This window comes from Pseudomonas sp. SCPG-7 (assembly GCF_002156405.1).
In the GTDB taxonomy this organism is placed as follows: Bacteria; Pseudomonadota; Gammaproteobacteria; order Pseudomonadales; family Pseudomonadaceae; genus Aquipseudomonas; species Aquipseudomonas parakoreensis.
On record NZ_MVOO01000019.1, the window covers coordinates 57,589 to 81,943 of the forward strand.

Here is a 24,355-nt window from a genome sequence, read left to right on the forward strand (position 1 = left end):
GATCAAGATCAAAAGATCGCAGCCTGCGGCAGCTCCTACGCTGCGGTATGAAGGATGTTGAATTTCATGACGGTCACCGGCAAATCCTCGTAGACCAGATCCTCGACCACCTCCCAACCCAACCCCGCATACAGCGATTGCGCAGCGTCGGTGTACAGATACAACTCAGTCACTCCCAGCGTCGCCGCCTCGGCGACGATCCTGTTGACCAGTTGCGAAGCAATTCCGCGTCCGCGATCTTCAGCCTTCACATAAACCCCCGCCAGCCAAGGCGTCAGCTCGGGACGGATCTTCATGTCGCTGTCGATCAGCAGCGCGCCACCGAGCAATCTTTCGTCTTCAATGGCCACCACCACGCTGGGAACCGCACCCTTGCCGCAGGCCGCGCGCATACGCTCGGTGCGGGCTTCAAGGGTATCGCCGTCACGGAATTCGCCCCATTCCTTGAAATTGAGTTCGGCCAGTTCCTCAATCAAATGCGGGTGATCACACAGGTAGTCGATGTGCATGGGCTGAACTCCTTTTCATGGGCGGAACAGCCAGCCTAATGCGCTCACAAAACGTAATCAAATCCGCGTCACGATTACGCCGATGCGGTTGCGCAATGACGCGGCTGACCTAAGCTTCTGACAAGGCGAAACATATTTGCCGGGCACGACCCCGGAACAATCGCCGCGATGCGCAATCATTAGAGCGTGGATATCAAAAGGAGATGCGCATGCTCATCAGGTCACTGACCCTGACACTCTTGCTGGCGATTGCCGGTCCCTTGTTCGCCGCTGACAACGATTCGCCCATAGCCGGGGATATGGGACGGGCCCGACCGTTGATCGTGATCGCACAAAGCACCGTCGACCCCGTGTGGGTGGGGTTGAAAAAGTCGCTGGAAGATCCGGCGAACAAGAAAGGTGTGACTGACCGCAACATCAAGGTCTACACCATCCTCAATATGGCCGGTCAGCTCGACGGCAAGGACCTTGGCCAGCAGGACACCATGGCCCTGTTGCGCTCGCTGAAGCTGGGCGCCGGGGCGTACCCGAAAGTGTTCCTGCTGGGCAAGGACGGCGAGACCAAACTCTCGGCCTCGGGCGATGAAGCGAAGTCGGTGGACCTGAAAAAAATCTTCGACACCGTTGATGCGCTGCCGGCGAGCGAGAAAGAAATCAGCGCACCAACGGTCGCTGAAACCAAGGCCACCACCGCCGAACCGGCAGCCAAGAAAGGCGAGAAGGGCGCCAAGGCGAGCAAACCGGCGAAACCGAGCAAACCACCGGAAATGCCGGATGATTGATGGCATGGCCTGAATCAAAAAATGGGCGACCTCTACAGGTCGCCCATTTTTATTGCCCGCCAAAAAGATCGCAGCCTGCGGCAGTTCCTACATGGGGCCGGTGCAGGAGCTGCCGAAGGCAACGATCATTTGATTTTCAGTCGGTCAAAACGCTGAGGATCGTGTGAGCAATCTTCACCCGCTCCGGAATCGGAAAGTTCTTGTTCGCCAGAATCACCACGCCGACATCCTTCGACGGCACAAACGCCACGTAACTGCCAAAGCCACCCGTAGACCCGGTTTTGTTCAGCAGCACATTATCCGCCTGTGGCTGTGGCGGGTTGAGCCACTTCACCTTATGCGGCTGCATGGCCATTTCCGTACTGTTACCGGCCAGCAAGCGGTCGAGGCTGATCGGGTAACGGTATATTTCCCAACCCAGGCCTTGGGTCATGTCGCCGACGGTGTAGTAACCGGTGTGGGTGTTGGCGATGGCTTGTTGCAGCGGAGTATCGAGGCTTGCCGGTTTCAGGTTGGCCTGAACGTAACGCAGCATGTCGGCGGCGCTGGTTTTCACGCCATAGGCTTGCGCATCCATCGCGCCCGGGGTGACGCGCACCGGTTGGTTGTTCTTGTCGTAGCCCTGCGCGTACAGGCTCATTTGCGCTTTCGGCACCTGCAGATAAGTGTGCTTCAGGCCCAGTTTCGGCAGCAGGGTTTCGCTCATCGCCTGATCATAGGGCTGGCCAAGGGTCTTGGCGGCCAGATAACCGAACAGGCCCAGGCTGGGGTTGGAATACAGACGCTGGCTGCCAGCCGGGAAGCTCGGTTTCCACTGTTGGTAGTAGCCGAGCATCTTGTCCGCCGAATCCCACGGGTCAGGGAATTGCAGCGGCAGGCCACCAGCGCTGTAGGTGCCCAGTTGCAGCACGCTGATGCCATCGAAGGCGCTGCCCTTGAGTTCTGGCCAGATCTGGCTGGCCTTGGTCGACAGGTCCAGTTTGCCCGTCGCCTGCGCATAGCCGGCGAGGGTCGCGGCGAAGGTTTTGCTCACCGAGCCGACTTCGAACAGGGTGTTTTCGCTGACTTTCTGCCCGGTATCCTTGGCGACGACGCCGTAATTAAAGTAATGCGGTTGGCCGTGTACGGTGACAGCCACGGCCAGGCCAGGAACCTGTTGTTGCTGCATCACCGGGGCGACGGCTTTATTTACCAGGGCTTGCAATTGCTCGTCGCTGGGTGTGGCGGCCATGCACGTGGTAGCAGCGAAAATCACGCCAAATGCGCTGCAGATATTGACTTTGCTCGGGTTGATGAAGGACATGTGTGACCCACTCTCCATGAGTGTTGAGGGTGATATCCCGCTACACTGCGGGCGATCTTCTTGTTGGGCGACTGATCAGCGCCGTCAATTTAGGCAGTCCGGCGATGATCGACAAACGATGAAATCTCGCATGAGCCATTAGAAAAATTTGGGAATGGGCATGATTCGACCTCAACTGCCGCTCAATGCACTGCGCGCTTTTGAAGCTTCTGCGCGTCATTTGAGCTTCACCCGCGCCGCCGTGGAGTTATGCGTGACTCAGGCAGCGGTGAGCCATCAGGTCAAAAGCCTTGAGGCGCAACTCAACGTCACCTTGTTCAAACGCCTGCCCCGTGGGCTGATGCTGACCAGTGAAGGGGAGACCCTGTTGCCCGTTCTGACCACTTCGTTCGATCACATCGCGCAGTTGCTTGAGCGGCTGGCCGGCGGTCAGTATCGGGAAATGCTGACCGTGGGAGCCGTCGGAACCTTTGCGGTCGGTTGGCTGCTGCCACGGCTGGCAGACTTCCAGGCGAAACATCCGCTCATAGATTTGCGACTGTCGACTCACAACAACCGGGTCGATGTCGCCGCCGAAGGACTGGATTACGCGATTCGTTTCGGTGCCGGGGCGTGGCATGGCATCGAGGCCACGCGCTTGCTCGATGCGCCACTGTCGGTGTTGTGCGTGCCGGAAATTGCCCGGCAGTTGCAATCCCCGGGTGACCTGTTGCAGCAGCGTTTGCTGCGCTCGTATCGCACCGATGAATGGCCGCAGTGGTTTCACGCCGCCGGCCTGGCGACCCACGCCGCGCCGCCGCAGAGCATCGTGTTCGACTCGTCGCTGGCGATGATGGACGCCGCGCTGCAGGGCAGCGGGGTGGCGTTGGCACCGCCGCTGATGTTCGCCCGGCAATTGGCGGCGGATGTGATTCGTCAGCCGTTTGCGATTGAAATCACCACCGGCAGTTATTGGCTGACGCGTTTGCAGTCGCGGCCGGAGACGGCGGCGATGACGGCGTTCAAAAACTGGCTGCTGCAAATCTCTGGTTAATACAAGACCCCTGTGGGAGCGAGCCTGCTCGCGAAAGCGCTGTGTCAGACGACAAAAATGTTGGCTGTTTTACCGCATTCGCGAGCAAGCTCGCTCCCACATTTGAAGTACGGTGAGCTTGAGAATGTCAGCGCACCAGACACGGCCGCTTGTTATCGAACGTCCACCCCGGAATCAAAAACTGCATCGCCACGCTGTCATCTCGCGCACCGAGGCCCATGCCTTTATACAGCTCATGAGCCTTGGCCACTTGATCCATGTCCAGCTCCACGCCCAGTCCCGGTTTCTGCGGCACTTGCACGCAACCGTCGACAATTTGCAGCGGTGCCTGGGTCAGGCGCTGGCCGTCCTGCCAGATCCAGTGCGTGTCGATGGCGGTGATGTCGCCCGGTGCCGCCGCCGCGACATGGGTGAACATCGCCAGCGAGATATCGAAGTGGTTGTTGGAGTGTGAGCCCCAGGTCAGTCCCCACTCGTGGCACAGTTGCGCGACACGCACCGAGCCTTGCATGGTCCAGAAGTGCGGGTCGGCCAGCGGGATGTCCACCGACTGTAACTGAATGGCGTGGCCCATTTCACGCCAGTCGGTGGCGATCATGTTGGTCGCCGTCTTCAGCCCGGTGGCGCGGCGAAATTCGGCCATGACTTCACGCCCTGAGTAACCGTTTTCCGCACCGCAAGGGTCTTCGGCATAAGCCAGCACGTGATGCTGATCGCGGCACAGGCGGATCGCTTCCTTCAGTGACCAGGCACCGTTCGGATCGAGGGTGATACGCGCCTCGGGAAAGCGTTCGGCCAGTGCCGTCACGGCTTCGATTTCCGCATCACCGCTGAGCACGCCGCCCTTCAGTTTGAAATCCTGGAAACCGTATTTGGCCTGGGCCGCTTCGGCCAGACGCACCACCGCTTCGGCGCTCATGGCCTTCTCGTGACGGACGCGGAACCAGTCGTTATCGGCGTCCGGTTCGCTGCGGTAGGCGAGGCTGGTTTCGCGCTGGTCACCGACGTAAAACAGATAGCCGAGCATCTTCACTTGATCGCGCTGCTGGCCTTCGCCGAGCAGCGCCGCGACCGGCACGTCGACGTGCTGGCCGAGCAAGTCGAGCAGGGCGGCTTCGAGTCCGGTCACTGCGTGAATGGTGATGCGCAGGTCGAACGTCTGCAGGCCACGGCCGCCGGCGTCACGCTCGGCGAAGGTCTGGCGCACCTGATTGAGGATTTTCTGATAGTTGCCGATTGTGCTGCCGAGCACCAGGCTGCGGGCATCCTCCAGCGTCTGGCGGATGCGCTCGCCACCGGGCACTTCACCGACGCCAGTGTGGCCGGCGTTGTCCTTGAGAATGACGATATTGCGGGTGAAAAACGGCCCGTGGGCGCCGCTCAGGTTGAGCAGCATGCCGTCGTGGCCGGCCACGGGAATCACCTGCATTTCAGTGATGATTGGCGCTTTGGCAGTGTTGTGTGCGGTCATGTTTTTATCCTTGTCAGCATCTTTAAAAAGGAAGTCATGCGTGCTTCGGCGCGGCTTCGGCCACGGCAAGGTCAGCAGCAGGTTTCGGTGTGGTGCGGGCCGCGAAGACGATGATCGCGGCGATGATCGAGGTCGCGGCCAGACCGTAGAGGCCGCCCTGAATCGAGCCGGTGTGTTGTTCCAGCAGGCCGAAGGTGGTCGGCGCGACGAAGCCGCCGAGATTGCCCACCGAGTTGATCAGCGCAATCACCGCTGCGGCGATTCGCGCATCCAGATACGCCTGCGGAATCGGCCAGAACAAAGACGAGGCGGACTTGAAGCCGAGCGCGGCAAAACAGATCGCGACAAAGGCAAAAATCGGCCCGCCGGTGGTGGACATGAACATCCCCGCCGCGGCGATCAACAACGCGGTGGCGACCCAGGCCTGCTGGTGCTTCCATTTGGCCGAGAAAGCGGCGAAGGCGTACATGCCGACGATCGACAGCAACCACGGGATCGAGTTGAACAGCCCGACCTGGAAGTCACTCATCTCACCCATTTTCTTGATGATGCTCGGCAGCCAGAACGTCGCGGCGTAGATGGTCAGCTGGATAAAAAAGTAGATCAGGCAGAACAGGATGATCTGCCGGTCCTTGAGCAGTTTGCCCATTGATGGGCGGATCGGCGTCGCGGCTTCGCGGGCCTTCTGTTCGTCATCGATGGCGCTGACCAGCGCGTCCTGTTCGGCGCGGGTTAGCCATTTCGCGTCGTGGGGTTTGGCGTCGAGCCAGAACCAGACGAACACGCACAGCCCGACCGAGAACATCCCCTCGATAAAATACATCCATTGCCAGCCGTGCATGCCCAGGCCGTTGATCTGCAACAGCAGGCCGGACAATGGGCCGGAGATCAACGAGGCCACCGCCGAACCACTGAGGAAAATCGCGATGGCCTTGCCGCGTTCGGCGCCGGGTAGCCAGCGAGTGAAGTAGTAGATCACCCCGGGAAAGAATCCGGCCTCGGCCACGCCAAGCAGAAAGCGCAGGATGTAAAAGTGCGTTTCGTTCTGGATGAACGCCATGCCGGCGGCGACCAGGCCCCAGGTGAGCATGATGCGGGTCAGCCAGATACGCGCGCCGACTTTTTGCAGGAGCATGTTGGACGGCACTTCGAACAGCGCGTAACCGATGAAAAACAGACCGGCGCCGAAGCCGTAGGCGGCCGCCCCGATGCCCAGGTCATGTTCCATGTGAGTGCGGACGAAACCGATGTTCACTCGGTCAATGTAATTGACGATGAACATGATCACGAAGAGCGGCAGGACGTGGCGTTTCACTTTCGAGATGACGGACGCGAGTGTCGAATCGACGCCCTCGTTGATCCCGGAGACGGAGGTTTTCACTTGGTTTTCTCCCACTAATTATTTTTATGCGGGGTAGGGCTGGGTGCTGCGTTGTTGCTAGACATCATACAACTTGATTTTTTTGTCCTACAAGTGGGGTGCAGCGATTAAATTTGTCTGGTGAACGATTTCTTTATTTCTTTTTGGTGTTTTGCCCCGTTTTTATTGGTCTTAATCGCGGCGCGTCAGACGCGCCTGTTGGGTTCACGATCCAAATGTTCAAACAGGGCGTAGCGCTTGGTTGTTGCGTTTTTTTCGTTTTATTGAGTGTTGTCATACAAGTTGAGTGCTGTTTCGGCGCTAAAATCGACTCGTCAGCCATCACGCAGTGCTACGATCGGCAAGCCCCGATCACCGGAACCGAACATGCAAGAAGACCTCGACGCACCCGCGCCCAAACGTGCGCACAACCTCGCCCATGATCTGGTGGAGAAACTCACCCAGAGCATCCTGCTCGGCCAGATGTCGCCCGGCGACAAGCTGCCGTCGGAGAACGCTATCGTTCAGGAGCACGGCGTCAGTCGCACGGTGGTGCGCGAGGCGATTTCCAAGTTGCAGGCGTCAGGGCTGGTGGAGACGCGGCACGGCATCGGCACTTTCGTCATCGAACGCGCTGCCGAGCAGGGCTTGCGCCTGAATGTCGACACCGCGCTCGGCGTGCGCAGTATTCTTGAGTTGCGCATGGGCCTGGAAACTCAGGCTGCCGCATTGGCCGCGCAACGGCGCAGCGAACAACAATTGCTGCACATGCGCCAGGCGCTGGATGACTATCAGCGTCTGCTGGACAGCAACGACAGTTGCGTCGAGGCGGATCGACGTTTTCATCTGCTGATCGCCGAAGCCACCGGCAACGTCTGCTTCAGCGAAATCATGCAGCATCTGGGCAGCGCGATGATTCCGCGTCAGCGGCTCAACGCGGCCGAGCGTGGGGCGGCGGATCTGAGCAAGTTGGGGCAGTTGGCGCATCTGGAGCACGAAGCGATCCTGAATGCGATCAAGCGCCAGGACCCGGACGCAGCGCGCGCGGCGATGTGGCTGCACCTGACCAACAGCCGCGACCGTTTCAGTGCGCAGGGCTGATTGCCGTTGGTCTGCTCGATGGCACGGCCTGCGCAGGCCTGCTTCCAAGCGGTATGGCCCGGGTTTTCCGGACCTCCTTGGTGAGGTGTGTCATGGCTAATGATTTGCTGTTTCAAGGTGGTGTGCTGCCGACCGATCCGACCCGTCCGGTGCCCGGCACGGATGAGCCGACACTGGCCGATCACGATGCGCCACCGGGCATGAGTCCGGGACGTGATCCGTTGAGTGATGCCGATCGGCCGGAAGACTGGAAGGACCCGGCGGCGGACGATGATGTGCCGCCGGCGGATGAGCCGACGCCGTTGTCTGATGATCTCCGGTAGTGAAAAACCCGGCTCTGGAGCCGGGTTTTTTTTGGTCGGTCAGTGGCGAGGTGTTTTGTTCATGCCGGCCTCTTCGCGGGCAAGCCCACAGTGGTTGTTGATGACATGGGATTTTGTGTTCAACACAACCCCTGTGGGAGCTGGCTTGCCAGCGATGGCGGCCGCAATGTGGCTGAAGATCAGTGACGCCTACAAGGTGTTGCGTGTCCTCATACCGGATTGGCAGCTACATCACGCATCAGCAACCCAAAGCGCAAATCCACCGCATCCGGAATCGGCAGGTACACCGTGTGCCCATCCCCCGGTGCCACCTCGATCGCTTCACCCTTGGCACTCTGCAACTGGTGCAGATCAAAGTGGAAATTGCCCTTGGGCGTCATCAGTTCCAGGTGGTCGCCCAGTGCAAACCGGTTTTTCACCTTGACCTCGGCCAACCGGTCACGGCGCTCACCGGTGAGTTCGCCGACGAATTGCTGACGTTCCGACACCGAGCTGCCGTTCTGATAATTCTGGTATTCGTCATGCACATGCCGGCGCAGGAAACCTTCGGTGTAGCCGCGCTGGGCCAGTGATTCGAGGTCGGTCATCAGGCTGCGATCGAACTCGCGCCCGGCTACGGCATCGTCGATTGCCCGGCGATAAACCTGGGTGGTGCGTGCGCAATAGAAATGCGACTTGGTGCGACCCTCGATCTTCAGCGAATGCACGCCCATGCGCGTCAAGCGTTCGACGTGCTGCACCGCGCGCAGATCCTTGGCGTTCATGATGTAGGTGCCGTGCTCGTCTTCAAACGCCGGCATCAATTCATCGGGACGATTGGCTTCCTGCAGCAGGAACACCTGATCGGTCGGCGCACCAATGCCCAGGGTCGGCTCGGGCTGGAAGGTCTGCACGATCTCGCCGAGCTGGTTTTCCGTGGCTTCCTGCGCCGAATATTTCCAGCGGCAGGCGTTGGTGCAGGTGCCTTGGTTGGCGTCGCGCTTGTTCATATAGCCCGACAACAGGCAGCGCCCGGAGTAAGCCATGCACAGCGCGCCGTGGACGAACACTTCCAGTTCCATGCCCGGCACCTGTTCGCGGATTTCAGCGATTTCCTCCAGCGACAATTCCCGCGACAGGATGATCCGGCTCAGACCTTGTTGCTGCCAGAACTCGACGCTCGCCCAGTTCACCGTGTTGGCCTGCACCGAAAGGTGGAACGGCATCTGCGGAAAATGCCGGCGCACCAGCATGATCAGGCCCGGGTCGGACATGATCAGGGCATCCGGCGCCATCTCGATCACCGGCGCCAGGTCCTTGAGGAAGGTCTTCAGCTTGGCATTGTGCGGGGCGATATTGACCACCACGTAGAAGCGCTTGCCCTGGGCCTGCGCTTCGCGAATACCGAGGGCGAGGTTGGCGTGGTCGAACTCGTTGTTGCGCACCCGCAGGCTGTAACGCGGCTGGCCGGCGTAGACCGCATCGGCGCCGTAGGCGAAGGCATAACGCATGTTCTTCAGGGTGCCGGCGGGAGCCAGCAGCTCCGGAGCGGCGAGGGGGAGGTCAAGGATCATGGCGGCGTCGGTCGCAAAAGCGCGGCAGGGTAGTGCAGCGGCAAGTACGGTTTATTGATCTGGATCTATCTTTGCGCGGGTGCCGCTGATCTGTGCCGCGCCGGCACCATGACAAGGTCCCGCTGCATCAGGTGCAGCGAGCTGCTTCTACCAGGCGATCTATGCTCCATGAACAAAGATGGCACTCGTGCGCGCCCCGGTGGACTAAGGTTCGAGGCGTGCGTGACGCCTGACTGACATGGATCGGACATGAACGAAAAAACGCTGCAATTCAAATCCCTCACCGTGCTGTTGCTGTTGGTGACGGTCGCCTTCATCTGGATTCTGCTGCCGTTCTACGGTGCGGTGTTCTGGGCGGTGATTCTCGGCATTCTGTTTGCGCCGATGCAGCGCAAGTTACAGCTCAAATTCGGCTGGCAGCGCAACCTGACAGCGCTTTGCACGCTGGGCATTTGTCTGGTGATCGCGATTCTCCCGGTGATCATTCTCAGCATCCTGTTGGTTCAGGAAGGCGCGACGGTGTACAACAACATCGAAAGCGGTCAACTGGACATCGGTGCCTACCTGGCACAGTTCAAACACAGCTTGCCCCCTTACTTTCAGCATTTGCTCGATCGCTTCGGCATGGGCGAACTCAACGGTCTGCGCGAGAAAATCGTCAAGGCGTCGATGCAGGGCAGTCAGGTGCTGGCCAGTCAGGCCTTCAGTTTCGGCCAGGGCACATTCGAGTTTGTGGTCAGCTTCGGCATCATGCTGTACCTGCTGTTTTTCTTTCTTCGCGATGGCGCCGAACTGGTACGCAAGGTACGCACCGCAGTGCCGCTGGAAGAGACCCACAAACGCCGTTTGCAGTTGAAGTTCAACCGTGTGGTACGGGCGACGGTGAAGGGCAACCTGGTGGTGGCGGTCACTCAGGGCGCATTGGGCGGGGCGATTTTCTGGTTTCTCGACATCCCCAGCGCATTGCTCTGGGCGGTGCTGATGGGCTTTCTGTCGCTGTTGCCGGCGGTGGGCGCGGGAATCGTCTGGGCGCCAGTGGCGGTGTACTTCCTGCTCAGCGGGATGATCTGGCAGGGCGTGGTATTGGGGCTGTTCGGGGTATTTGTGATCGGTCTGGTGGACAACGTGCTGCGCCCGATTCTGGTCGGCAAAGACACGCGCATGCCCGACTACATGATCCTGATCTCGACCCTCGGCGGCCTCGCAGTGTTCGGCCTCAACGGTTTCGTGATCGGGCCGCTGATCGCGGCGCTCTTCATGTCGAGCTGGGCGCTGTTTATCGAGACCAAACCGAAAGTCCAGTTGCCTTAAGCGTGGAACGGCGCGCTGACGATTTTCTGCGACAGCGCCTGCGCTGCCGGGAGCGAAGTCAGCGGGCCGCTGATGGGCTCACCGTCGCGCACCAGATACCAGCAGGCGAGCAATCCCGACGCTCTGAGCGATGCGGGAACAGCGCTGCCGATGACCGACATGATTTGAACCTGAGCCATGACCAGTACCTCCATCAATCTGTGGAGCTACCTTAGGGATTCGCTGTGCTCAGGGACAATCAACGCTTTCGATAGTGGTCATTGATAACAGTGAGGACGGGTTCAGTCGACAACCTGGTCGAGCATGTGCACCACTTCGCGCTCGTTGAGCAGGCCCTTGTGCACCAGGTTCTCCGCCAGCAGCGAAAGGAACTTGGCGCAGCGGTGGCCTTCCAGGTGTTTGAGTTCGGTCAGCGCACTGTACACCTTGCTTGAAGTGCACAGGCCGACGATGCGGTGCGGATTTTGAGTAGGCATGGGTCGTCCTTGTTGTTATCAACCTGTTGTTTACGGACGGATTCAGATTGCGGTTCCGTCATGACAAATCGATGACCGTTCTGTGTTTTGCCCCCAGCGGTCAAGTCCATCATGCCGACTTTAGCCGCTGGAACTATCCTCACAGCGACCTTGGCAAGATTTTTTCAGACGTTGCCCGACCGACGGTCATAAAAAAGCCCCGCTATAAAGCAGGGCTGTTTGTTGGCGATTACCAGCGTGGGCCACCGTAGTAGCCGTGTGGCCGGCCGTAATAGCCGCGTGGTGGGCCGTAGTAGACCGGGCCAGGCACGTAGACCGGTTGTTGCACGTAAACCGGGGCCGGCTGGTAATAGACCGGTGGCGGCGGTTGTTGCACATAAACCGGTGCCGGTTGAGCGTAAACAGGCTGTTGCACGTAGACCGGCCGGTCCTGGTTGATCAGTGCCGAGCCGATGATGGCCGAGCCGACGATCGCACCAAACACGGCCGGACCCTGCCAGCCACCGCCGTGGGCTTCTGCCTGACCTGTGATCGCGAATGCACCAATCAACAAGGCCACGATGGGGAGTTTACGAATCATGATAATTCCTCGGTTCTTCGACCCGGCGTCCGGGCCTGCACCAGGCCCAAAGTTGTCGCGGGGATACTTCTATGACAGCGAAATTCTGAAAATCAGCACAGCCGCTGGGTAAATTTTGTGTAAGGTCTGTACCGGCTTCTTTACCGGCAGGTCAAAGGGGCACGCGGCCCGTTGCAGACAGGCGCTTATGATCGTCCAGAACCCGATGGAATGGCTAACTCCGTCCATCCGAAAGTCCGTTTTGAAGGAGAAGTTTCATGCAGATGAATCCCAACAAAGACACCCAGCTGTGCATGTCCCTGTCCGGGCGCCCGGGGAATTTCGGTCTGCGGTTTCATAACCATTTGTACGAGCAGTTGGGCCTGAACTTCTATTACAAGGCGTTCAGCAGTCAGGATTTGTCGGGGGCTGTCGGCGGCATTCGTGCGCTGGGGATTCGTGGTTGTGGTGTGTCGATGCCGTTCAAGGAAGCGTGCATCGCACTGGTCGATGAGCTGGATGCGTCGGCGGCGGCGATCCAGTCGATCAACACCATCGTCAACACCCACGGTCACCTCAAGGCCTATAACACTGATTACATCGCCATCGCGCAATTGCTGGAAACCCACGCAGTGCCGAAAGATTCGACGTTCGCCCTGCGTGGCAGCGGCGGCATGGCCAAAGCCGTGGCCAGCGCCCTGCGTGATGGTGGCTACAAGAATGGACTGATCGTTGCGCGTAACGAGCGCGCCGGGCAGGCGCTGGCGGATTCGCTGGGTTACCGCTGGCGGGCCGAGTTGGGTGAAGAGCGTCCGCAGATGCTGATCAACGTCACCCCGGTGGGCATGGACGGCGGGCCCGAGGCGGGGCAACTGGCGTTTGAGCCTGAAGTAATCCAGGCAGCCGGGATCGTGTTCGATGTCGTGGCGATTCCGTCGGAAACGCCGCTGATCGTGCGCGGCCGGGCCGAGGGCAAGAAAGTGATTACCGGACTGGAGGTGATTGCGATCCAGGCGCTGGAGCAGTTTGTGCTGTACACCGGGGTGCGGCCGAGTGAAGAGCAGTTTGCGGCGGCGGTGAATTTCGCCCGCAGCTGATGTTCAGGATTATGTGTTGAATGAGTTGGCCCCATCGCTGGCAAGCCAGCTCCCACAGGTATCAGGTTGCAACACAACCAGGGGAGCAACCACAAATCTTGTGGGAGCCGGCTTGCCAGCGATGAATTCAACTCGGTTTATCGGGTTGCCTATACTGCGGCCTCAGCAAGCCAAGACTTGCCCCTCATAAAAACCTGATCGAGGCACCCCATGCACCCACCCATCCTCAACCTGCACCAGGTCGAACTCGAACCCCTGCCTGAAGCCCTTGCCCCGGAAGGCGAAACCGCGGGTCGCTACCAGCAAAGCATGGCGCGCATCGGCCAGCAGCTCGGCGCGCAGAAACTCGGCTATCGGTTGTACGCCTTGCCGCCAGGCATGCGCGGCAGTCCGTTTCACAGCCACCGGGTCAATGAAGAGATGTTCTATGTGGTGGTCGGGGAGGGCGAGGTGCGCTTGGGGGCCGAACGCTTTCCGATTCGCGCGGGCGACGTGATCGCCTGCCCGCCGGGCGGCCCGGAGACGGCGCATCAAATCATCAATACCAGCGAAGCGGAACTGCGTTACCTGGCGGTCAGCACCCAGCAGCAACCGGATATCTGCGAATACCCGGACTCCAACAAATACGCAGTGATGGACAACTTCAAGGTTGATGCCGAGGGCAATGCATCAGGTTTTGTCGCCGTGGCGCGGCAGGCGGATGGGGTGGATTATTGGGATGGTGAGTAAATAGAGACCTTCGTCTTGGTGCAGCCCCTGTGGGAGCGAGCTTGCTCGCGAATGCAATGTGTCATTCACATCATTGCTAAATGACACACCGCATTCGCAAGCAAGCTCGTTCCCACAGTAGGATTTCGGGGTTATTCGAGGCGCGCCAGGCGCTCTTCCAGTGCGGCAATCCGTGCTTCCAGCTCTTCGATGCGCTCGACCGAAACGCCGCTGGTCGCGCGCTCCCCAGGATTCTGCCGCGCCGCCAGGATCGCCTCGATGTCCGCCGGATCGCCCAGCGCATGGGTGTAGCGGTCTTCGCGTTGCCCGGCCTGACGCGGGATCAACACCGCCAGCCCACGGGCGATCAGACGCTCCAGCTGATGCACCACCTGCTCGGCATCTTCGAAATCGTGCATGCGGCCGCTGCGGGTCAGCAACTCATTCACTGTCTGCGGGCCACGCAAGAACATCAAACCGGTGAGAATCACTTGGGCCGGCACCAGCTCCAGCGCCTTGTCGAGTTTATGCTCCCAGCGATCAGCGCGACTGCCCATGACCAGTTTGGTGTAACCGTGGCTTTCCAGCGCCCGCAGACTTTGGCCGACCTGGCCCTGAGTCAGGTTCATCACCGGCTCGCGGCTGGTCTTCTGATTACAGGCCAGCACCAATGCATTGAGGGTCAACGGATAGGTTTCCGGGCTGGTGGCCTGTTTTTCGATCAACGAACCCAGAATGCGGATTTCCGTGGCGTTGAGCCGTGGTTCGTTGGTGGTGGTTGCAAGTTCGGTGGTCATCGCGCGTTCCCTCAGCAGTCGAAGGCGCCTAGCCTAATCCTTGGCTAACAAAAGGCAAGCCGTGTGGTCATCAAGCATGGCTATAATCGCCTCCACGTTCCACCCAGCCACCACACGAGACTGCCATGACCATTTCCCTTTACGCCGCATCCGTCCCGGTTTTTCAACAAATGCTCAGCGCCCTGAGCGATGTCCTGAAAAAGGCTGAAGCCCACGCCACCGAGAAAAACATCGACCCGAACGCCTTCCTGCAAGCGCGCCTGTACCCGGACATGTTTCCGCTGGTGCGTCAGGTGCAGATCGCCGTCGACTTCGCCAAGGGCGTTTCCTCGCGTCTGGCCGAAGTCGAAATCCCGAAGTATGACGACACTGAAACCACTTTCGCCGAACTGCAGGCGCTGATCGCCAAGGTGCTGGCCTACATCGGCGAGATCAAGCCGGAGCAGATCAACGGCAAGGAAGGCATCGAGATCGTGACCCGTCCGGGCACGCCGAAAGAGAAGCGCTTCAGCGGTCAGGCTTACCTGCTGAGCTACGGTCTGCCGCAGTTCTTCTTCCACGTCACCACTGCCTATGCGCTGCTGCGCCACAACGGTGTTGAAGTGGGTAAACGCGATTACATGGGCGCGTACTAAAACACCCGGCGACAAAAAAGCCCGCCAAGGTTCACGCCTTGGCGGGCTTCTTATTGGATAAAGCAAAAGATCGCAGCCTGCGGCAGCTCCTACAGGGAAACGCATTCCTAATGTAGGAGCTGCCGCAGGCTGCGATCTTTTGATCTTTTGATCTTTAGACTGAGCGCTGAACTTTCGCCTCTTCACCCAAGCAAGCCGCGGCAGTAAACAGCACATCAGTGGACGAGTTCAGCGCTGTTTCCGCCGAGTCCTGCAGCACACCAATGATGAAACCCACCGCCACCACCTGCATGGCAATCTCGCTGGGAATGCCGAACAGGCTGCACGCCAGCGGAATCAGCAGCAGCGAGCCACCGGCCACGCCCGAGGCGCCACAGGCACAGATCGCCGCGACGACGCTGAGCAGGATCGCGGTCGGAATGTCCACGGCAATCCCCAGCGTGTGCACGGCAGCCAGGGTCAGCACGGTGATGGTGATCGCTGCGCCAGCCATGTTGATGGTCGCACCCAGCGGGATCGATACCGAGTAAGTGTCTTCATGCAGGCCCAGGCGCTTGCTCAGTTCCAGGTTGACCGGAATGTTCGCTGCCGAACTGCGGGTGAAGAAGGCGGTGATGCCGCTTTCGCGCAGGCACTTGAGGGTCAGCGGGTACGGGTTGCGGCGCAGCTTCCAGAACACAATCAGCGGGTTCATCACCAGCGCGACAAACAGCATGCAGCCCAGCAGCACGGCCAGCAGGTGCGCATAACCGATCAACGCGCCGAAGCCCGAGGTGGCGAGGGTAGACGCCACCAGACCGAAAATGCCCAGTGGGGCGAAACGAATCACTACGCGCACGATCACGGTCACGCCGTTGGACAGGTCGCCCAGCACCTCGCGTGTGGTGTCGCTGGCATGGCGAATCGCGACGCCCATGCCGATCGCCCAGGCCAGAATGCCGATGAAGTTGGCATTCATCAGCGCGCTGACCGGGTTGTCGACCACGCTCAACAGCAGGCTTTGCAGCACTTCGGCAATGCCGCCCGGCGCGGTGACTGACACATTGTCGGTGGACAGCACCAGATGCGAGGGAAACGCCATGCTGGCCACCACCGCGACCACGGCTGCGGCGAAAGTGCCGAGCAGATACAGGAACAGGATGGGTCTGATGTGGGTTTCCTGACCGTGCTTGTGGTTGGCGATCGACGCCATCACCAGCACGAACACCAGAATCGGCGCCACGGCTTTGAGCGCCGAGACAAATACTTTGCCGATGAACGCCGAGCCTTTTGCCGCTTCCGGGGCGAACAACGCCAGAGCGATACCGGCGAGCAGGCCGATCAGGATCTGCGTGACCAGACTGAGGTTTTTCAGGCGTTGCATTAGAGAAGGGGATGAAGCGGTCATAACGGCATCTCTGATTTTTTATAGGGTGCAAGGTTGCGTGAAACCGGTGGTACATCAAGGGGGCAGGTCACCGGCACGAACCGAAAGGGCTGACGCGCGATCAACGCTGTTAAACGGGGCGCTGAACAGGGTGTACGTTTTTCAGGGCGCGGACTTTATCACAGCGTAGGCGTTATCCTTCAGGCCTGTGACGATCTGCCACCGGATTGATCGGCAAGTCGGCAGGTTTATGCAAGTCACTGCTGAAACACTCTGTTAAGATTCGCCATCCTCATTTTAATCGTTGCCAGCGGGCCTTCCGGCCTTCGCTGGTGTCGTCGTTTTGCTGGAGTTGCTCATGCTGTTGCCCATTCTTCTGTTGTCCGCTGCCGGATTCACGGTGCTGACCACGGAATTCGTCATCGTCGGCCTGTTGCCGGCCATTGCCCGAGACCTGGCGGTAACCATTCCGCAGGCGGGTCTGCTGGTGACTCTGTTCGCTTTCACGGTGGCGATGTTCGGCCCGTTTTTGACCGCCTATTTCGCCCGCTTCGAGCGGCGCAAGTTGTTCATCACCATCCTGATCATGTTCGGCCTGGCCAACACCGTTGCCGCGCTGGCGCCGAACATCTGGGTCATGGCCATTGCGCGCTTGACCCCGGCCCTCGGCCTGCCGGTGTTCTGGGCCTTGGCCAGTGAGACCGCTGTAGACATCGTCGGCCCGGATTACGCCGGCCGTGCGATTGCCAAGATCGGCTTCGGCATCGTCTGCGCGACGGTATTCGGCATCCCGGTGGGCACGTTGATTTCCGATGCGTTCGGCTGGCGCAGTGCATTCGCGATTCTGGCGGTGATCGCTTTTGCCAAGGCCTTGTTGCTGTTTGTTTATTTGCCGAAAACCAGCCTGCATCAGCACCAGGTCAGCTTCAGCTCGCAGTTCAAGATCCTGCGCAGCCCGCTGATGCTCGGCCATGTGCTGTTGTCGATCCTGGTATTCAGCGGCATGTTCACCGCCTACACCTATCTGGCCGACATACTCGAGCGTCTGGCGGGTTTTAACGGCACCGTGGTTGGCTGGTGCCTGATGGGCTTCGGTGCGGTCGGGCTGATCGGCAACTCGCTGGGCGGGCGTGCAGTGGATCGTCATCCGTTGGGTGCGTCCGTGCTGTTCTGCGCGTTCATGATTGCCGGCATGGTCTCGCTGGTGCCGAATATCCACTCGACGCTGGGCCTGGCGGTGGCCATGGGCATCTGGGGTATCACCCAGGCGGCGCTGTTTCTGGTCAGCCATGTACGCCTGATGAAGGCCGCACCGGAAGCGCCAGCCTTTGCCGCCTCGCTGAATATCGCCGGGGCCAACCTCGGGATCGGCCTCGGAGCGATGATCGGCGGTCGAGTGATCGACAGTGCCGGCCTTGGCTTTCTGGGATTTGCCGCTGCCGGGTTCATTCTGTTGTCGGTATTCCTCGCCATGGTCTTGATGACGCTCAAGCCGCGCGAAGCGTGCGCCCAGGCGTCATAGCGCGGTAAACAGCTCGCGTCGGGCACCTTCGGTAATCGCCACGATGCCGGGGTGCTTGACCTTGCGTTCCACGGAAATGGCATAGAACGACTCGGTCACCGCGTCGGTCTGGCCAATCACCTCGACGCCGTACTGGCGTTTGACTTCATCGGCAATCACGCTTGGGCCGATGAAAATCCCGCTGCCCGATTGGCCGAAGGCCTGCATCAGGGCGCTGTCATCGAACTCCCCGACGATTCGCGGCTGGATCTGCTGCTCGGCAAACCAGCGCTGCAGACGGCTGCGCACCACGGTTTCCGCGCCGGGAATCAGCAGCGGTGCGCCGTTGAGGCTGCGCGGAAAGTCTTGCCCGTATTGCGCCGCCAATTGCGCGGTGGCGAAAAAACTGATCCCGCATTCGCCGAGTTTCTGGCTGTAGCCCTTGATGTCGAGGTGCGACGGCATCGGGCTGTCGGAAATCACCAGGTCCAGACGCTGGATGGCCAGGTCCGCCAACAGGCGTTCGAGTTTGTCTTCGCGGCAGGTGATGCGCAGCGGTTCGTGCAACTCCATGGTCGGCGCGATCAGCCGATAGACGATGGACTTGGGCACCACGTCGGCCACGCCGACGCGAAACAGGATCTGCTGTTCGTTGGGCTGGGCACGCAGCATCAACTCCAGTTCGCCGCCCAACTGGAACATCTGCTCGGCGTAGGGCAGGGCCTGGCGTCCGGCCTCGGTCAGTTCCAGCTGGCGGCCGACCCGCTGAAACAGTTCGATGCCGTAGGTTTGTTCGAGCAGCGAAATCTGCCCGCTGATGGTTTGCGGTGTGAGGTTGAGTTGCTCGCAGGCACGCACGATGCTGCCGGTCTTGGCGACCACCCAGAAGTAATGCAGTTGTCGGTAATTGAGCACTCTAAGGTTCCCCCCCCCCCCCCCCCCCCCCCCCCCCNGCTGCCGCAGGCTGCGATCTTTTGATCTTGCTTTAAAAAATCAAAAGATCGCAGCCTTCGGCAGCTTCTACACTGATGGTCATAGTTCGTTAAAGCCGAAGTATAGCCGCTAAAAATACGAATTTTCCTGAAGTGTTTGTCTCCCTAGAATGCCCAGCCATCGACGGGTGGTCTGTGACCCTGTCTGTTCATTCGAAGGAAGTCTCATGAAATACACAATCCCTGCATTGATGTTTACGTCTTTACTGCTCATGGCCGGTTGCGATCAGGCCGAGAAAAGTGCCCAGCAGTTGATGGGCAAGGCTGCCGAAAGCGCCAAACAGGCGATCGACGATACGCACAAAGCTGCTGAACAAGCGCTCAGCGACGCCACCGGCGGCTTGATCGAGAAAAAAGAAGCGCCGGAAAAAGATGCGGAAAAATCCGAATCTTCCTCCAAGACCATCTAAATCGTCATACAAGAGTCAGGACTGACCCATGGAATATCTGTTAGAACTCGCCGCCAGCCCCGCCGCCTGGGTTGCTTTGGCCACACTGGTGGTGATGGAAATCGTGCTCGGCATCGATAACCTGATCTTTATTTCGATCCTGACCAACAAGTTGCCTGTGCAGCATCGGCAGAAGGCGCGCCGCATCGGTATCGGCATGGCGCTGATCCTGCGTCTGGCCCTGTTGAGCACCATCGCTTTCATCGTGCAGTTGACCGAACCTGTAATCGAAATCATGGGCCAGGCGTTCTCCTGGAAAGACATGATCCTGATTGCCGGTGGTCTGTTCCTGGTGTGGAAAGCCACGACCGAGATCCATCACAGCATGGACCCGGCTCCGGAAGATCCGAAAACGGCAACTTCGACCGTGACCCTGGGCTTCGCTGCCGCAATCGGTCAGATCCTGATGCTGGACATGGTGTTCTCCATCGACAGCATCATTACTGCGGTGGGCATGACTGAACACTTGCCGATCATGGTGATCGCGGTGGTGGTGTCGGTGATGGTGATGCTGTTCGCAGCTGAGCCGCTGGCCAAGTTCATCAACGACAACCCGACAGTGGTGATGCTGGCCCTGGGCTTCTTGATCATGATCGGCATGACGCTGATCGCCGAAGGCTTCGGTGCCCATGTACCGAAAGGTTATGTGTACGCGGCCATGGCCTTCTCGGCAGCGATTGAAGTGCTGAACATGATGTCGCGCCGGGCGAAGCAGAAGAAGCTGGCTCAGCAGGCATAATCTGCAGCAAACCAAAAGGCCGGCTGGACTCGTCGAGTTCAGCCGGCCTTTTTGCTTATGCCTCATGCCGTACGGCTTGTGCCTTCGGCAGTTCCTACAGAGGTTTTATATCAACTGACCTGTCAGTGCGCAGTCGCGTGGCGGTGCTTTTCTGGCTTGTGATTCGGGGTCGAATCGACCGGATGATGATGGCGTCGCGCAATGCGCAGCACGCCCCACAGCATGGCGCTGGCAACGGCCAGCCAGCCGGCTATCAACATTACGATGGTCATGGTCAGGCTCATCAGTGCCTCCTCTTTGCCCTGCGTCGGGCACACACTTTTTCAATTCGCTCTGTTTCAGTGACAGTCTAGACAATGGGGTGTTTCAGACTATTGACCAAAGGTCGGTGATGACCAATCAGTTCGCTCTATGCAATCGATCGGTCTGCGGTTTAAGGCTATACCGCAGCCGTGCGTCGCCCTATGATCGCAGGCGTTGCCGGAACACGATGACCGGCGTCTGATCAGAGAGTGACAATGGTGCAGGTATTGACTCGATTGCGAGGGGCGTTGCTGGTGGCCGGTTGCGCGGCTGTATTGGCGGGGTGTGCGGGCACTGTCGCGCCGCAGGTCAAGCGCCTGCCGGAGCGGGTCGAACTCAGCGGTACGTTCTATCGCGGGGAAGCCAATCAGAGTGGTCCGCAAGTGCTGGCCAGCCTGTTGTCGCAGCAGGGCATCATGATCACGCCGGGGCTGCTGGAAAAACCGTTGCAGCTGCCGGGTGCACAGGATCAGTTGCAGCAGAATCTGCAAAACCTGGCCCGCGATTACGGCATGGTGGTCTATCCGCTGGACAAGAACCTGCCAGCCTTGCTCACCCAGGTCGCGGCCGGATATCCGGTGATGGTGCGCTTTAGCGAAGGCTCGGCGTTCTGGGCTGAGCCGCGTTACGCCATTCTTTCCGGTTACGACCGCTTGAAACAGAAAGTGCTGTTGCGCGCCGGAATGAATCGCCGCGAACTGATGAGTTTCAGTTCCTTCGAGTCGGCGTTCGAGAAGTCGGGCGGTTGGGCCGTGCTGATCCAGAAGCCGTCGCAGATTCCAGCCGAGGTTGATCGTCAGCGCTGGCTAAAGGCGGCCGATGAGTTGGCGCAGGCCGGGCAGGAGCGTGAAGCGGAGCAAGCCAAAAAAGCTCTGGCTGCACATTAAGCCTCCGTTCGTCATTTGCCGGGCACCCTCACGCCCGGCACGCCTCTTAACGATAGAGCCCGAATGTGCGGGTGAATCAGGAGGCGAGCATGGCAGATTCCCCATCCCCGAAAGGCCCACATTCAAGCGAGCATTCGTCCGGTCATGATCTGGGTTTCGATCCGGATTCACCGGATCTCGACGACCCGCAGGTTGATCCGGTCGGCCCTGCCAAGGCGCCGAAGGATGTGGAGACCGGCGAAGACAGCAAGCGTCCGGCCAAGCCTTATGATCCGTTGGCTGATCTGAAACCCTAAGGGAGGTGCGTATGAGTACCGATTCCAGCTTTGACGATAAAAAACCGGACAGCGTGCCGACCACGCCTGAGGATGACGTAGACCCAGTACTGGATCCGGACAGCCCGCTGCGTGATCCATTGGCCCGGCCTAATGTGCTGACGCCAGATCCGAGCGCTGGCGATGGCATTCCGGACGACGACAAAATGCCGTTACCCAATGATTGAATAACGGGTATTTAACCACTGGCTGAATAACTCTGTGGCGAGGGAGCTTGCTCCCGCTGGACTGCGCAGCAGGCCTTTTCTTGTTAAAAAAGAAGGTCCGCTACGCGCCCCAGCGGGAGCAAGCTCCCTCGCCACAGTTGGTCTTTCCGGTTACTTGGAGGCTTCGACCACGCCGCTCTGGCGCGCCTTGAGGTTTTTCTCGGCCTTGTATTGTTGGGCCACTGCCGGAACGTTGGTGCTGCGACCGGTTTCCATCCAACTGCGGATACGGCTGGCATCGGCGAAGTGCGTGTATTTGCCGAACGCATCGAGAATCACCAGGGCAACCGGGCGGTTGCTCATCCGCGTCACCAGCACCAGGCAATGACCCGCCGGGTTGGTGAAGCCGGTTTTAGTGATTTTGATGTCCCAGTCGGCCTTGTTCACCAAGTGATCGGTGTTGCGGAAACCCAGGGTGTAGTTGGGTTTGCGGAATGACACCGTTTTTTCCTTGGTGGTCGTCAGTTCAGTGAGGATCGGGTGCTTGCTCGCGGCCACCAACAGTTTGCTCAGATCGCGGGCGGTGGAAACGTTACGTTCCGACAAGCCGGTCGGTTCGACATAGTGGGTGTTGGTCATGCCCAGTGCCTTGGCCTTGGCATTCATCGCCGCGATGAAGGCTGCATAACCGCCCGGGTAGTGATGCGCAAGGCTGGCGGCTGCACGGTTTTCCGAGGACATCAGGGCAATCAGCAACATTTCCCGGCGCGGCAGTTCGCTCTTCAGCTTGACTCGGGAGAACACGCCTTTCATTTCCGGCGTGTGGCTGATGTCGACGTCGATCCATTCGTCCATGTTCTGGTGCGCTTCAACGACCACCAGCCCGGTCATCAGCTTACTGACCGAAGCGATGGGTACGATCACATCCGGGTTGCTCGAATAGATGACTTTATTGGTCTGCAAATCCATGAGCAGGGCGCTGCCGGAGGCGATCTTCAGTTGCGAAGCATCGCGTGGCGCAGCAGTGGTTTCAGCGGCGTTGACGGTTGGCGTGACGAATGTGCCTGAAAAAGCAAAAACCAGGCTCAGGATCGAAAGACGAATTTTCACGCGGGCGAACTCATAAAGGTTGGATATTCCGTTAGTTTGTAACGGGTTATTTCTTCAAAGCGTCGCATTCTAGGAGTATGGCTGAAGATCTGTCGATGGTTGTTTGAATGACCTGAAAATCTCGTGAAAAGGCCTGTAAAAAGAGGGGTTTCCGGCGAACGGTTAGTGTTTTTTCTCAGATACAAAGAACCCCGCACAAAGGCGGGGTTCTTTTATTGCGGAAAAGCCTCTCAGGCGTGCAGGGTTTCTGCCGCGTAGAGGGTGTTTTCCAGCAGGCAGGCGCGGGTCATCGGGCCAACACCACCTGGCACCGGAGTGATCCAGCCAGCGCGGGGCAGAGCGGTTTCGTACACCACGTCACCGACCAGCTTGCCATCGTCCTGACGGTTGATGCCGACGTCGATCACGATCGCGCCTTCCTTGATCCACTCGCCCTTGACCAGGCCCGGCTTGCCGGCGGCGACCACCACCAGATCGGCGCGACCGACGTGGCCGGCCAGATCCTTGGTAAAGCGGTGGGTGACGGTCACGGTGCAACCGGCCAGCAGCAGTTCCATCGCCATCGGGCGACCGACGATGTTGGAGGCGCCAACCACCACCGCATCCAGACCATAAAGGTCAACGCCGGTGCTTTCCAGCAAGGTCATGATGCCTTTCGGGGTGCATGGGCGCAGCAGCGGGATGCGTTGGGCCAGACGGCCGACGTTATAAGGATGGAAACCGTCGACGTCTTTGTCCGGGCGAATGCGCTCCAGCAGCTTGGAGGCGTCCAGGTGCTCGGGCAGCGGCAGTTGCAGCAGAACGCCGTCGATGGCCGGGTCGTCGTTGAGGCGATCGATCAGATCGGTCAGCGCTTCTTGAGTGGTGTCGGAGGGCAGGTCGTAGGCTTGGGAGAGGAAGCCTACCTCTTCACAGTCTTTACGCTTGTGCGAGACATAAACCTGAGAGGCAGGATCGCTGCCGACCAGGATCACCGCGAGGCCGGGAGTGCGCAGGCCTTGCTGGCGACGCTCGGCAACTCGTTGGGCGATCTGCTGGCGCAGGCTGGCGGCGATCGATTTGCCGTCGATTAGTTGTGCAGTCATTGCGCGTGATTAACCATCGAGAGGGGAAAAAAAGAGAACGCATTCTCGCATGTCAGACGGTGAGGGCAAAGGCGCTTGGTCAGCAAATTCCCCTAACTCCTTTAATTAAATGAATTTTTTTCAAAAAGGATTTGACGACCTTGGGAGCGCTCTATACTATTCGTCGCACTTGTCGGGCACAGCCTAGCACTGGTTAAGAAGGTTGAGCGGAATTAGCGTTCTGCGAAGCTGGAAAGCATTTAGTTTGTAGTCCTCCAAGAGTACAGATTAATAAGGCGCCCGTAGCTCAGCTGGATAGAGCATCCGCCTTCTAAGCGGATGGTCGCAGGTTCGAGTCCTGCCGGGTGCGCCATTAGGCAGCTTTGGCACAAGTAGCGCGATATGGTGGGCGTAGCTCAGTTGGTAGAGCACGGGATTGTGACTC

General features: G+C 59.3%; 28 protein-coding genes and 1 tRNA gene. 15 read left to right on the forward strand and 14 right to left on the reverse strand.

Annotated features, from left to right (window positions below; all coding sequences use genetic code 11):
• Positions 1-35: 35 nt before the first annotated feature.
• Complete coding sequence (locus B1722_RS25050) at positions 36-509, reverse strand: GNAT family N-acetyltransferase (protein WP_041074071.1); 474 nt, start codon at positions 507-509, stop codon at positions 36-38.
• Positions 510-718: 209 nt separating this feature from the next.
• Here B1722_RS25050 and B1722_RS25055 point away from each other — a divergent pair, with 209 nt between their 5' ends.
• Positions 719-1,291, forward strand: coding sequence for a DUF4174 domain-containing protein (locus tag B1722_RS25055; RefSeq protein ID WP_041074073.1), 573 nt, complete (start codon positions 719-721; stop codon positions 1,289-1,291).
• 136 nt (positions 1,292-1,427) lie between these two features.
• Here B1722_RS25055 and ampC read toward each other — a convergent pair whose 3' ends face one another.
• Complete coding sequence (ampC, locus tag B1722_RS25060) at positions 1,428-2,594, reverse strand: class C beta-lactamase (RefSeq protein WP_086794730.1); 1,167 nt, start codon at positions 2,592-2,594, stop codon at positions 1,428-1,430.
• Positions 2,595-2,754: 160 nt separating this feature from the next.
• Here ampC and B1722_RS25065 point away from each other — a divergent pair, with 160 nt between their 5' ends.
• Entirely contained in the window at positions 2,755-3,627 is an 873-nt protein-coding gene (locus B1722_RS25065; RefSeq protein WP_041074077.1) for a LysR family transcriptional regulator, read from the forward strand.
• A gap of 127 nt (positions 3,628-3,754) precedes the next feature.
• Here B1722_RS25065 and gudD read toward each other — a convergent pair whose 3' ends face one another.
• Complete coding sequence (gene gudD / locus B1722_RS25070; protein ID WP_086794731.1) at positions 3,755-5,098, reverse strand: glucarate dehydratase; 1,344 nt, start codon at positions 5,096-5,098, stop codon at positions 3,755-3,757.
• A gap of 34 nt (positions 5,099-5,132) precedes the next feature.
• On the reverse strand, positions 5,133-6,479 hold the full coding sequence (locus B1722_RS25075) for an MFS transporter (RefSeq protein ID WP_086794732.1): 1,347 nt from the start codon (positions 6,477-6,479) through the stop codon (positions 5,133-5,135).
• 366 nt (positions 6,480-6,845) lie between these two features.
• Between B1722_RS25075 and B1722_RS25080 the strand changes: the two genes are divergently transcribed.
• Both B1722_RS25080 and B1722_RS25085 read left to right on the forward strand, forming a co-directional pair.
• Entirely contained in the window at positions 6,846-7,559 is a 714-nt protein-coding gene (locus B1722_RS25080; RefSeq protein ID WP_041074082.1) for a FadR/GntR family transcriptional regulator, read from the forward strand.
• A gap of 92 nt (positions 7,560-7,651) precedes the next feature.
• Complete coding sequence (locus B1722_RS25085) at positions 7,652-7,882, forward strand: hypothetical protein (RefSeq protein WP_041074085.1); 231 nt, start codon at positions 7,652-7,654, stop codon at positions 7,880-7,882.
• 209 nt (positions 7,883-8,091) lie between these two features.
• Here the strand turns inward: B1722_RS25085 and yegQ are convergent, their stop codons facing one another.
• A complete protein-coding gene (gene yegQ, locus B1722_RS25090; RefSeq protein ID WP_086794733.1) occupies positions 8,092-9,435 on the reverse strand; it encodes a tRNA 5-hydroxyuridine modification protein YegQ in 1,344 nt (447 codons plus the stop codon).
• A gap of 249 nt (positions 9,436-9,684) precedes the next feature.
• On the opposite strand from yegQ, the gene B1722_RS25095 reads away from it, so the two are divergent.
• Positions 9,685-10,746, forward strand: a complete 1,062-nt coding sequence (locus tag B1722_RS25095) for an AI-2E family transporter (RefSeq protein ID WP_041074089.1) — start codon at positions 9,685-9,687, stop codon at positions 10,744-10,746.
• Here the strand turns inward: B1722_RS25095 and B1722_RS25100 are convergent.
• The 3 genes from B1722_RS25100 to B1722_RS25110 all read right to left on the reverse strand — a co-directional run bounded on the left by B1722_RS25100 (position 10,743) and on the right by B1722_RS25110 (position 11,802).
• Positions 10,743-10,925 carry a hypothetical protein gene (locus B1722_RS25100; protein ID WP_041074091.1) on the reverse strand — a complete coding sequence of 61 codons (183 nt, stop codon included), beginning with the start codon at positions 10,923-10,925 and terminating at the stop codon, positions 10,743-10,745. The two genes, B1722_RS25095 and B1722_RS25100, sit on opposite strands and share 4 nt — an antisense overlap.
• A 102-nt stretch (positions 10,926-11,027) precedes the next feature.
• Positions 11,028-11,222, reverse strand: coding sequence for a hypothetical protein (locus B1722_RS25105; protein ID WP_025108897.1), 195 nt, complete (start codon positions 11,220-11,222; stop codon positions 11,028-11,030).
• A gap of 229 nt (positions 11,223-11,451) precedes the next feature.
• A complete protein-coding gene (locus B1722_RS25110) occupies positions 11,452-11,802 on the reverse strand; it encodes a hypothetical protein (RefSeq protein WP_007965394.1) in 351 nt (116 codons plus the stop codon).
• Between the two features lie 257 nt (positions 11,803-12,059).
• Between B1722_RS25110 and B1722_RS25115 the strand changes: the two genes are divergently transcribed.
• Both B1722_RS25115 and B1722_RS25120 read left to right on the forward strand, forming a co-directional pair.
• Entirely contained in the window at positions 12,060-12,878 is an 819-nt protein-coding gene (locus B1722_RS25115) for a shikimate 5-dehydrogenase (RefSeq protein WP_086794734.1), read from the forward strand.
• A gap of 210 nt (positions 12,879-13,088) precedes the next feature.
• Positions 13,089-13,607 (forward strand): cupin domain-containing protein, encoded by a 519-nt coding sequence (locus B1722_RS25120; RefSeq protein ID WP_086794735.1) that lies wholly within the window; start codon positions 13,089-13,091, stop codon positions 13,605-13,607.
• A gap of 131 nt (positions 13,608-13,738) precedes the next feature.
• Here the strand turns inward: B1722_RS25120 and B1722_RS25125 are convergent, their stop codons facing one another.
• Complete coding sequence (locus B1722_RS25125; protein WP_041074096.1) at positions 13,739-14,383, reverse strand: YceH family protein; 645 nt, start codon at positions 14,381-14,383, stop codon at positions 13,739-13,741.
• Positions 14,384-14,508: 125 nt separating this feature from the next.
• Here B1722_RS25125 and B1722_RS25130 point away from each other — a divergent pair, with 125 nt between their 5' ends.
• Positions 14,509-15,018 carry a DUF1993 family protein gene (locus tag B1722_RS25130; RefSeq protein WP_041074098.1) on the forward strand — a complete coding sequence of 170 codons (510 nt, stop codon included), beginning with the start codon at positions 14,509-14,511 and terminating at the stop codon, positions 15,016-15,018.
• A gap of 154 nt (positions 15,019-15,172) precedes the next feature.
• Here B1722_RS25130 and sstT read toward each other — a convergent pair whose 3' ends face one another.
• Positions 15,173-16,405 carry a serine/threonine transporter SstT gene (gene sstT, locus B1722_RS25135; RefSeq protein WP_041074100.1) on the reverse strand — a complete coding sequence of 411 codons (1,233 nt, stop codon included), beginning with the start codon at positions 16,403-16,405 and terminating at the stop codon, positions 15,173-15,175.
• A 337-nt stretch (positions 16,406-16,742) separates the two neighbouring features.
• Here sstT and B1722_RS25140 point away from each other — a divergent pair, with 337 nt between their 5' ends.
• Positions 16,743-17,906, forward strand: coding sequence for an MFS transporter (locus tag B1722_RS25140; RefSeq protein WP_086794736.1), 1,164 nt, complete (start codon positions 16,743-16,745; stop codon positions 17,904-17,906).
• On the opposite strand, the gene nhaR is transcribed toward B1722_RS25140, so the two are convergent.
• Complete coding sequence (nhaR, locus tag B1722_RS25145) at positions 17,901-18,800, reverse strand: transcriptional activator NhaR (protein ID WP_086794737.1); 900 nt, start codon at positions 18,798-18,800, stop codon at positions 17,901-17,903. The genes B1722_RS25140 and nhaR overlap by 6 nt on opposite strands.
• A 244-nt stretch (positions 18,801-19,044) precedes the next feature.
• Between nhaR and B1722_RS25150 the strand changes: the two genes are divergently transcribed.
• Both B1722_RS25150 and B1722_RS25155 read left to right on the forward strand, forming a co-directional pair.
• The gene (locus B1722_RS25150; protein WP_025108906.1) at positions 19,045-19,287 is read left to right on the forward strand and encodes a hypothetical protein; all 243 of its coding nucleotides are present in this window, start codon (positions 19,045-19,047) and stop codon (positions 19,285-19,287) included.
• A 28-nt stretch (positions 19,288-19,315) separates the two neighbouring features.
• Positions 19,316-20,065 (forward strand): TerC family protein, encoded by a 750-nt coding sequence (locus B1722_RS25155; protein ID WP_041074106.1) that lies wholly within the window; start codon positions 19,316-19,318, stop codon positions 20,063-20,065.
• A 122-nt stretch (positions 20,066-20,187) separates the two neighbouring features.
• Here B1722_RS25155 and B1722_RS29640 read toward each other — a convergent pair whose 3' ends face one another.
• Entirely contained in the window at positions 20,188-20,349 is a 162-nt protein-coding gene (locus tag B1722_RS29640) for a hypothetical protein (protein WP_174377378.1), read from the reverse strand.
• A gap of 234 nt (positions 20,350-20,583) precedes the next feature.
• Between B1722_RS29640 and B1722_RS25160 the strand changes: the two genes are divergently transcribed.
• The 3 genes from B1722_RS25160 (at position 20,584) to B1722_RS25170 (ending at position 21,757) form a co-directional block, all read left to right on the forward strand.
• Entirely contained in the window at positions 20,584-21,255 is a 672-nt protein-coding gene (locus tag B1722_RS25160; RefSeq protein ID WP_041074108.1) for a lipoprotein, read from the forward strand.
• 89 nt (positions 21,256-21,344) lie between these two features.
• Positions 21,345-21,551: a DUF6021 family protein gene (locus B1722_RS25165; protein WP_041074110.1), complete on the forward strand. Its 207-nt coding sequence runs from the start codon at positions 21,345-21,347 to the stop codon at positions 21,549-21,551.
• 11 nt (positions 21,552-21,562) lie between these two features.
• Positions 21,563-21,757, forward strand: a complete 195-nt coding sequence (locus B1722_RS25170; protein WP_047291581.1) for a hypothetical protein — start codon at positions 21,563-21,565, stop codon at positions 21,755-21,757.
• Positions 21,758-21,907: 150 nt separating this feature from the next.
• On the opposite strand, the gene pbpG is transcribed toward B1722_RS25170, so the two are convergent.
• Both pbpG and folD read right to left on the reverse strand, forming a co-directional pair.
• A complete protein-coding gene (gene pbpG, locus B1722_RS25175; RefSeq protein ID WP_041074112.1) occupies positions 21,908-22,846 on the reverse strand; it encodes a D-alanyl-D-alanine endopeptidase in 939 nt (312 codons plus the stop codon).
• 230 nt (positions 22,847-23,076) lie between these two features.
• The gene (folD, locus tag B1722_RS25180; protein WP_041074114.1) at positions 23,077-23,931 is read right to left on the reverse strand and encodes a bifunctional methylenetetrahydrofolate dehydrogenase/methenyltetrahydrofolate cyclohydrolase FolD; all 855 of its coding nucleotides are present in this window, start codon (positions 23,929-23,931) and stop codon (positions 23,077-23,079) included.
• A gap of 275 nt (positions 23,932-24,206) precedes the next feature.
• Here folD and B1722_RS25185 point away from each other — a divergent pair.
• A tRNA-Arg gene (locus B1722_RS25185) sits at positions 24,207-24,283 on the forward strand.
• Positions 24,284-24,355 lie beyond the last annotated feature (72 nt).

Excerpts from the sequence above, each read along its gene's own strand:
- B1722_RS25050 (WP_041074071.1), bottom strand. The coding sequence starts at position 509 with ATGCACATCGACTACCTGTGTGATCACCCGCATTTGATTGAGGAACTG.
- B1722_RS25055 (WP_041074073.1), top strand. The coding sequence starts at position 719 with ATGCTCATCAGGTCACTGACCCTGACACTCTTGCTGGCGATTGCCGGT.
- ampC (WP_086794730.1), bottom strand. The coding sequence starts at position 2,594 with ATGTCCTTCATCAACCCGAGCAAAGTCAATATCTGCAGCGCATTTGGC.
- B1722_RS25065 (WP_041074077.1), top strand. The coding sequence starts at position 2,755 with ATGATTCGACCTCAACTGCCGCTCAATGCACTGCGCGCTTTTGAAGCT.
- gudD (WP_086794731.1), bottom strand. The coding sequence starts at position 5,098 with ATGACCGCACACAACACTGCCAAAGCGCCAATCATCACTGAAATGCAG.
- B1722_RS25080 (WP_041074082.1), top strand. The coding sequence starts at position 6,846 with ATGCAAGAAGACCTCGACGCACCCGCGCCCAAACGTGCGCACAACCTC.
- B1722_RS25085 (WP_041074085.1), top strand. The coding sequence starts at position 7,652 with ATGGCTAATGATTTGCTGTTTCAAGGTGGTGTGCTGCCGACCGATCCG.
- yegQ (WP_086794733.1), bottom strand. The coding sequence starts at position 9,435 with ATGATCCTTGACCTCCCCCTCGCCGCTCCGGAGCTGCTGGCTCCCGCC.
- B1722_RS25095 (WP_041074089.1), top strand. The coding sequence starts at position 9,685 with ATGAACGAAAAAACGCTGCAATTCAAATCCCTCACCGTGCTGTTGCTG.
- B1722_RS25100 (WP_041074091.1), bottom strand. The coding sequence starts at position 10,925 with ATGGCTCAGGTTCAAATCATGTCGGTCATCGGCAGCGCTGTTCCCGCA.
- B1722_RS25105 (WP_025108897.1), bottom strand. The coding sequence starts at position 11,222 with ATGCCTACTCAAAATCCGCACCGCATCGTCGGCCTGTGCACTTCAAGC.
- B1722_RS25110 (WP_007965394.1), bottom strand. The coding sequence starts at position 11,802 with ATGATTCGTAAACTCCCCATCGTGGCCTTGTTGATTGGTGCATTCGCG.
- B1722_RS25115 (WP_086794734.1), top strand. The coding sequence starts at position 12,060 with ATGCAGATGAATCCCAACAAAGACACCCAGCTGTGCATGTCCCTGTCC.
- B1722_RS25120 (WP_086794735.1), top strand. The coding sequence starts at position 13,089 with ATGCACCCACCCATCCTCAACCTGCACCAGGTCGAACTCGAACCCCTG.
- B1722_RS25125 (WP_041074096.1), bottom strand. The coding sequence starts at position 14,383 with ATGACCACCGAACTTGCAACCACCACCAACGAACCACGGCTCAACGCC.
- B1722_RS25130 (WP_041074098.1), top strand. The coding sequence starts at position 14,509 with ATGACCATTTCCCTTTACGCCGCATCCGTCCCGGTTTTTCAACAAATG.
- sstT (WP_041074100.1), bottom strand. The coding sequence starts at position 16,405 with ATGACCGCTTCATCCCCTTCTCTAATGCAACGCCTGAAAAACCTCAGT.
- B1722_RS25140 (WP_086794736.1), top strand. The coding sequence starts at position 16,743 with ATGCTGTTGCCCATTCTTCTGTTGTCCGCTGCCGGATTCACGGTGCTG.
- B1722_RS25150 (WP_025108906.1), top strand. The coding sequence starts at position 19,045 with ATGAAATACACAATCCCTGCATTGATGTTTACGTCTTTACTGCTCATG.
- B1722_RS25155 (WP_041074106.1), top strand. The coding sequence starts at position 19,316 with ATGGAATATCTGTTAGAACTCGCCGCCAGCCCCGCCGCCTGGGTTGCT.
- B1722_RS29640 (WP_174377378.1), bottom strand. The coding sequence starts at position 20,349 with ATGAGCCTGACCATGACCATCGTAATGTTGATAGCCGGCTGGCTGGCC.
- B1722_RS25160 (WP_041074108.1), top strand. The coding sequence starts at position 20,584 with ATGGTGCAGGTATTGACTCGATTGCGAGGGGCGTTGCTGGTGGCCGGT.
- B1722_RS25165 (WP_041074110.1), top strand. The coding sequence starts at position 21,345 with ATGGCAGATTCCCCATCCCCGAAAGGCCCACATTCAAGCGAGCATTCG.
- B1722_RS25170 (WP_047291581.1), top strand. The coding sequence starts at position 21,563 with ATGAGTACCGATTCCAGCTTTGACGATAAAAAACCGGACAGCGTGCCG.
- folD (WP_041074114.1), bottom strand. The coding sequence starts at position 23,931 with ATGACTGCACAACTAATCGACGGCAAATCGATCGCCGCCAGCCTGCGC.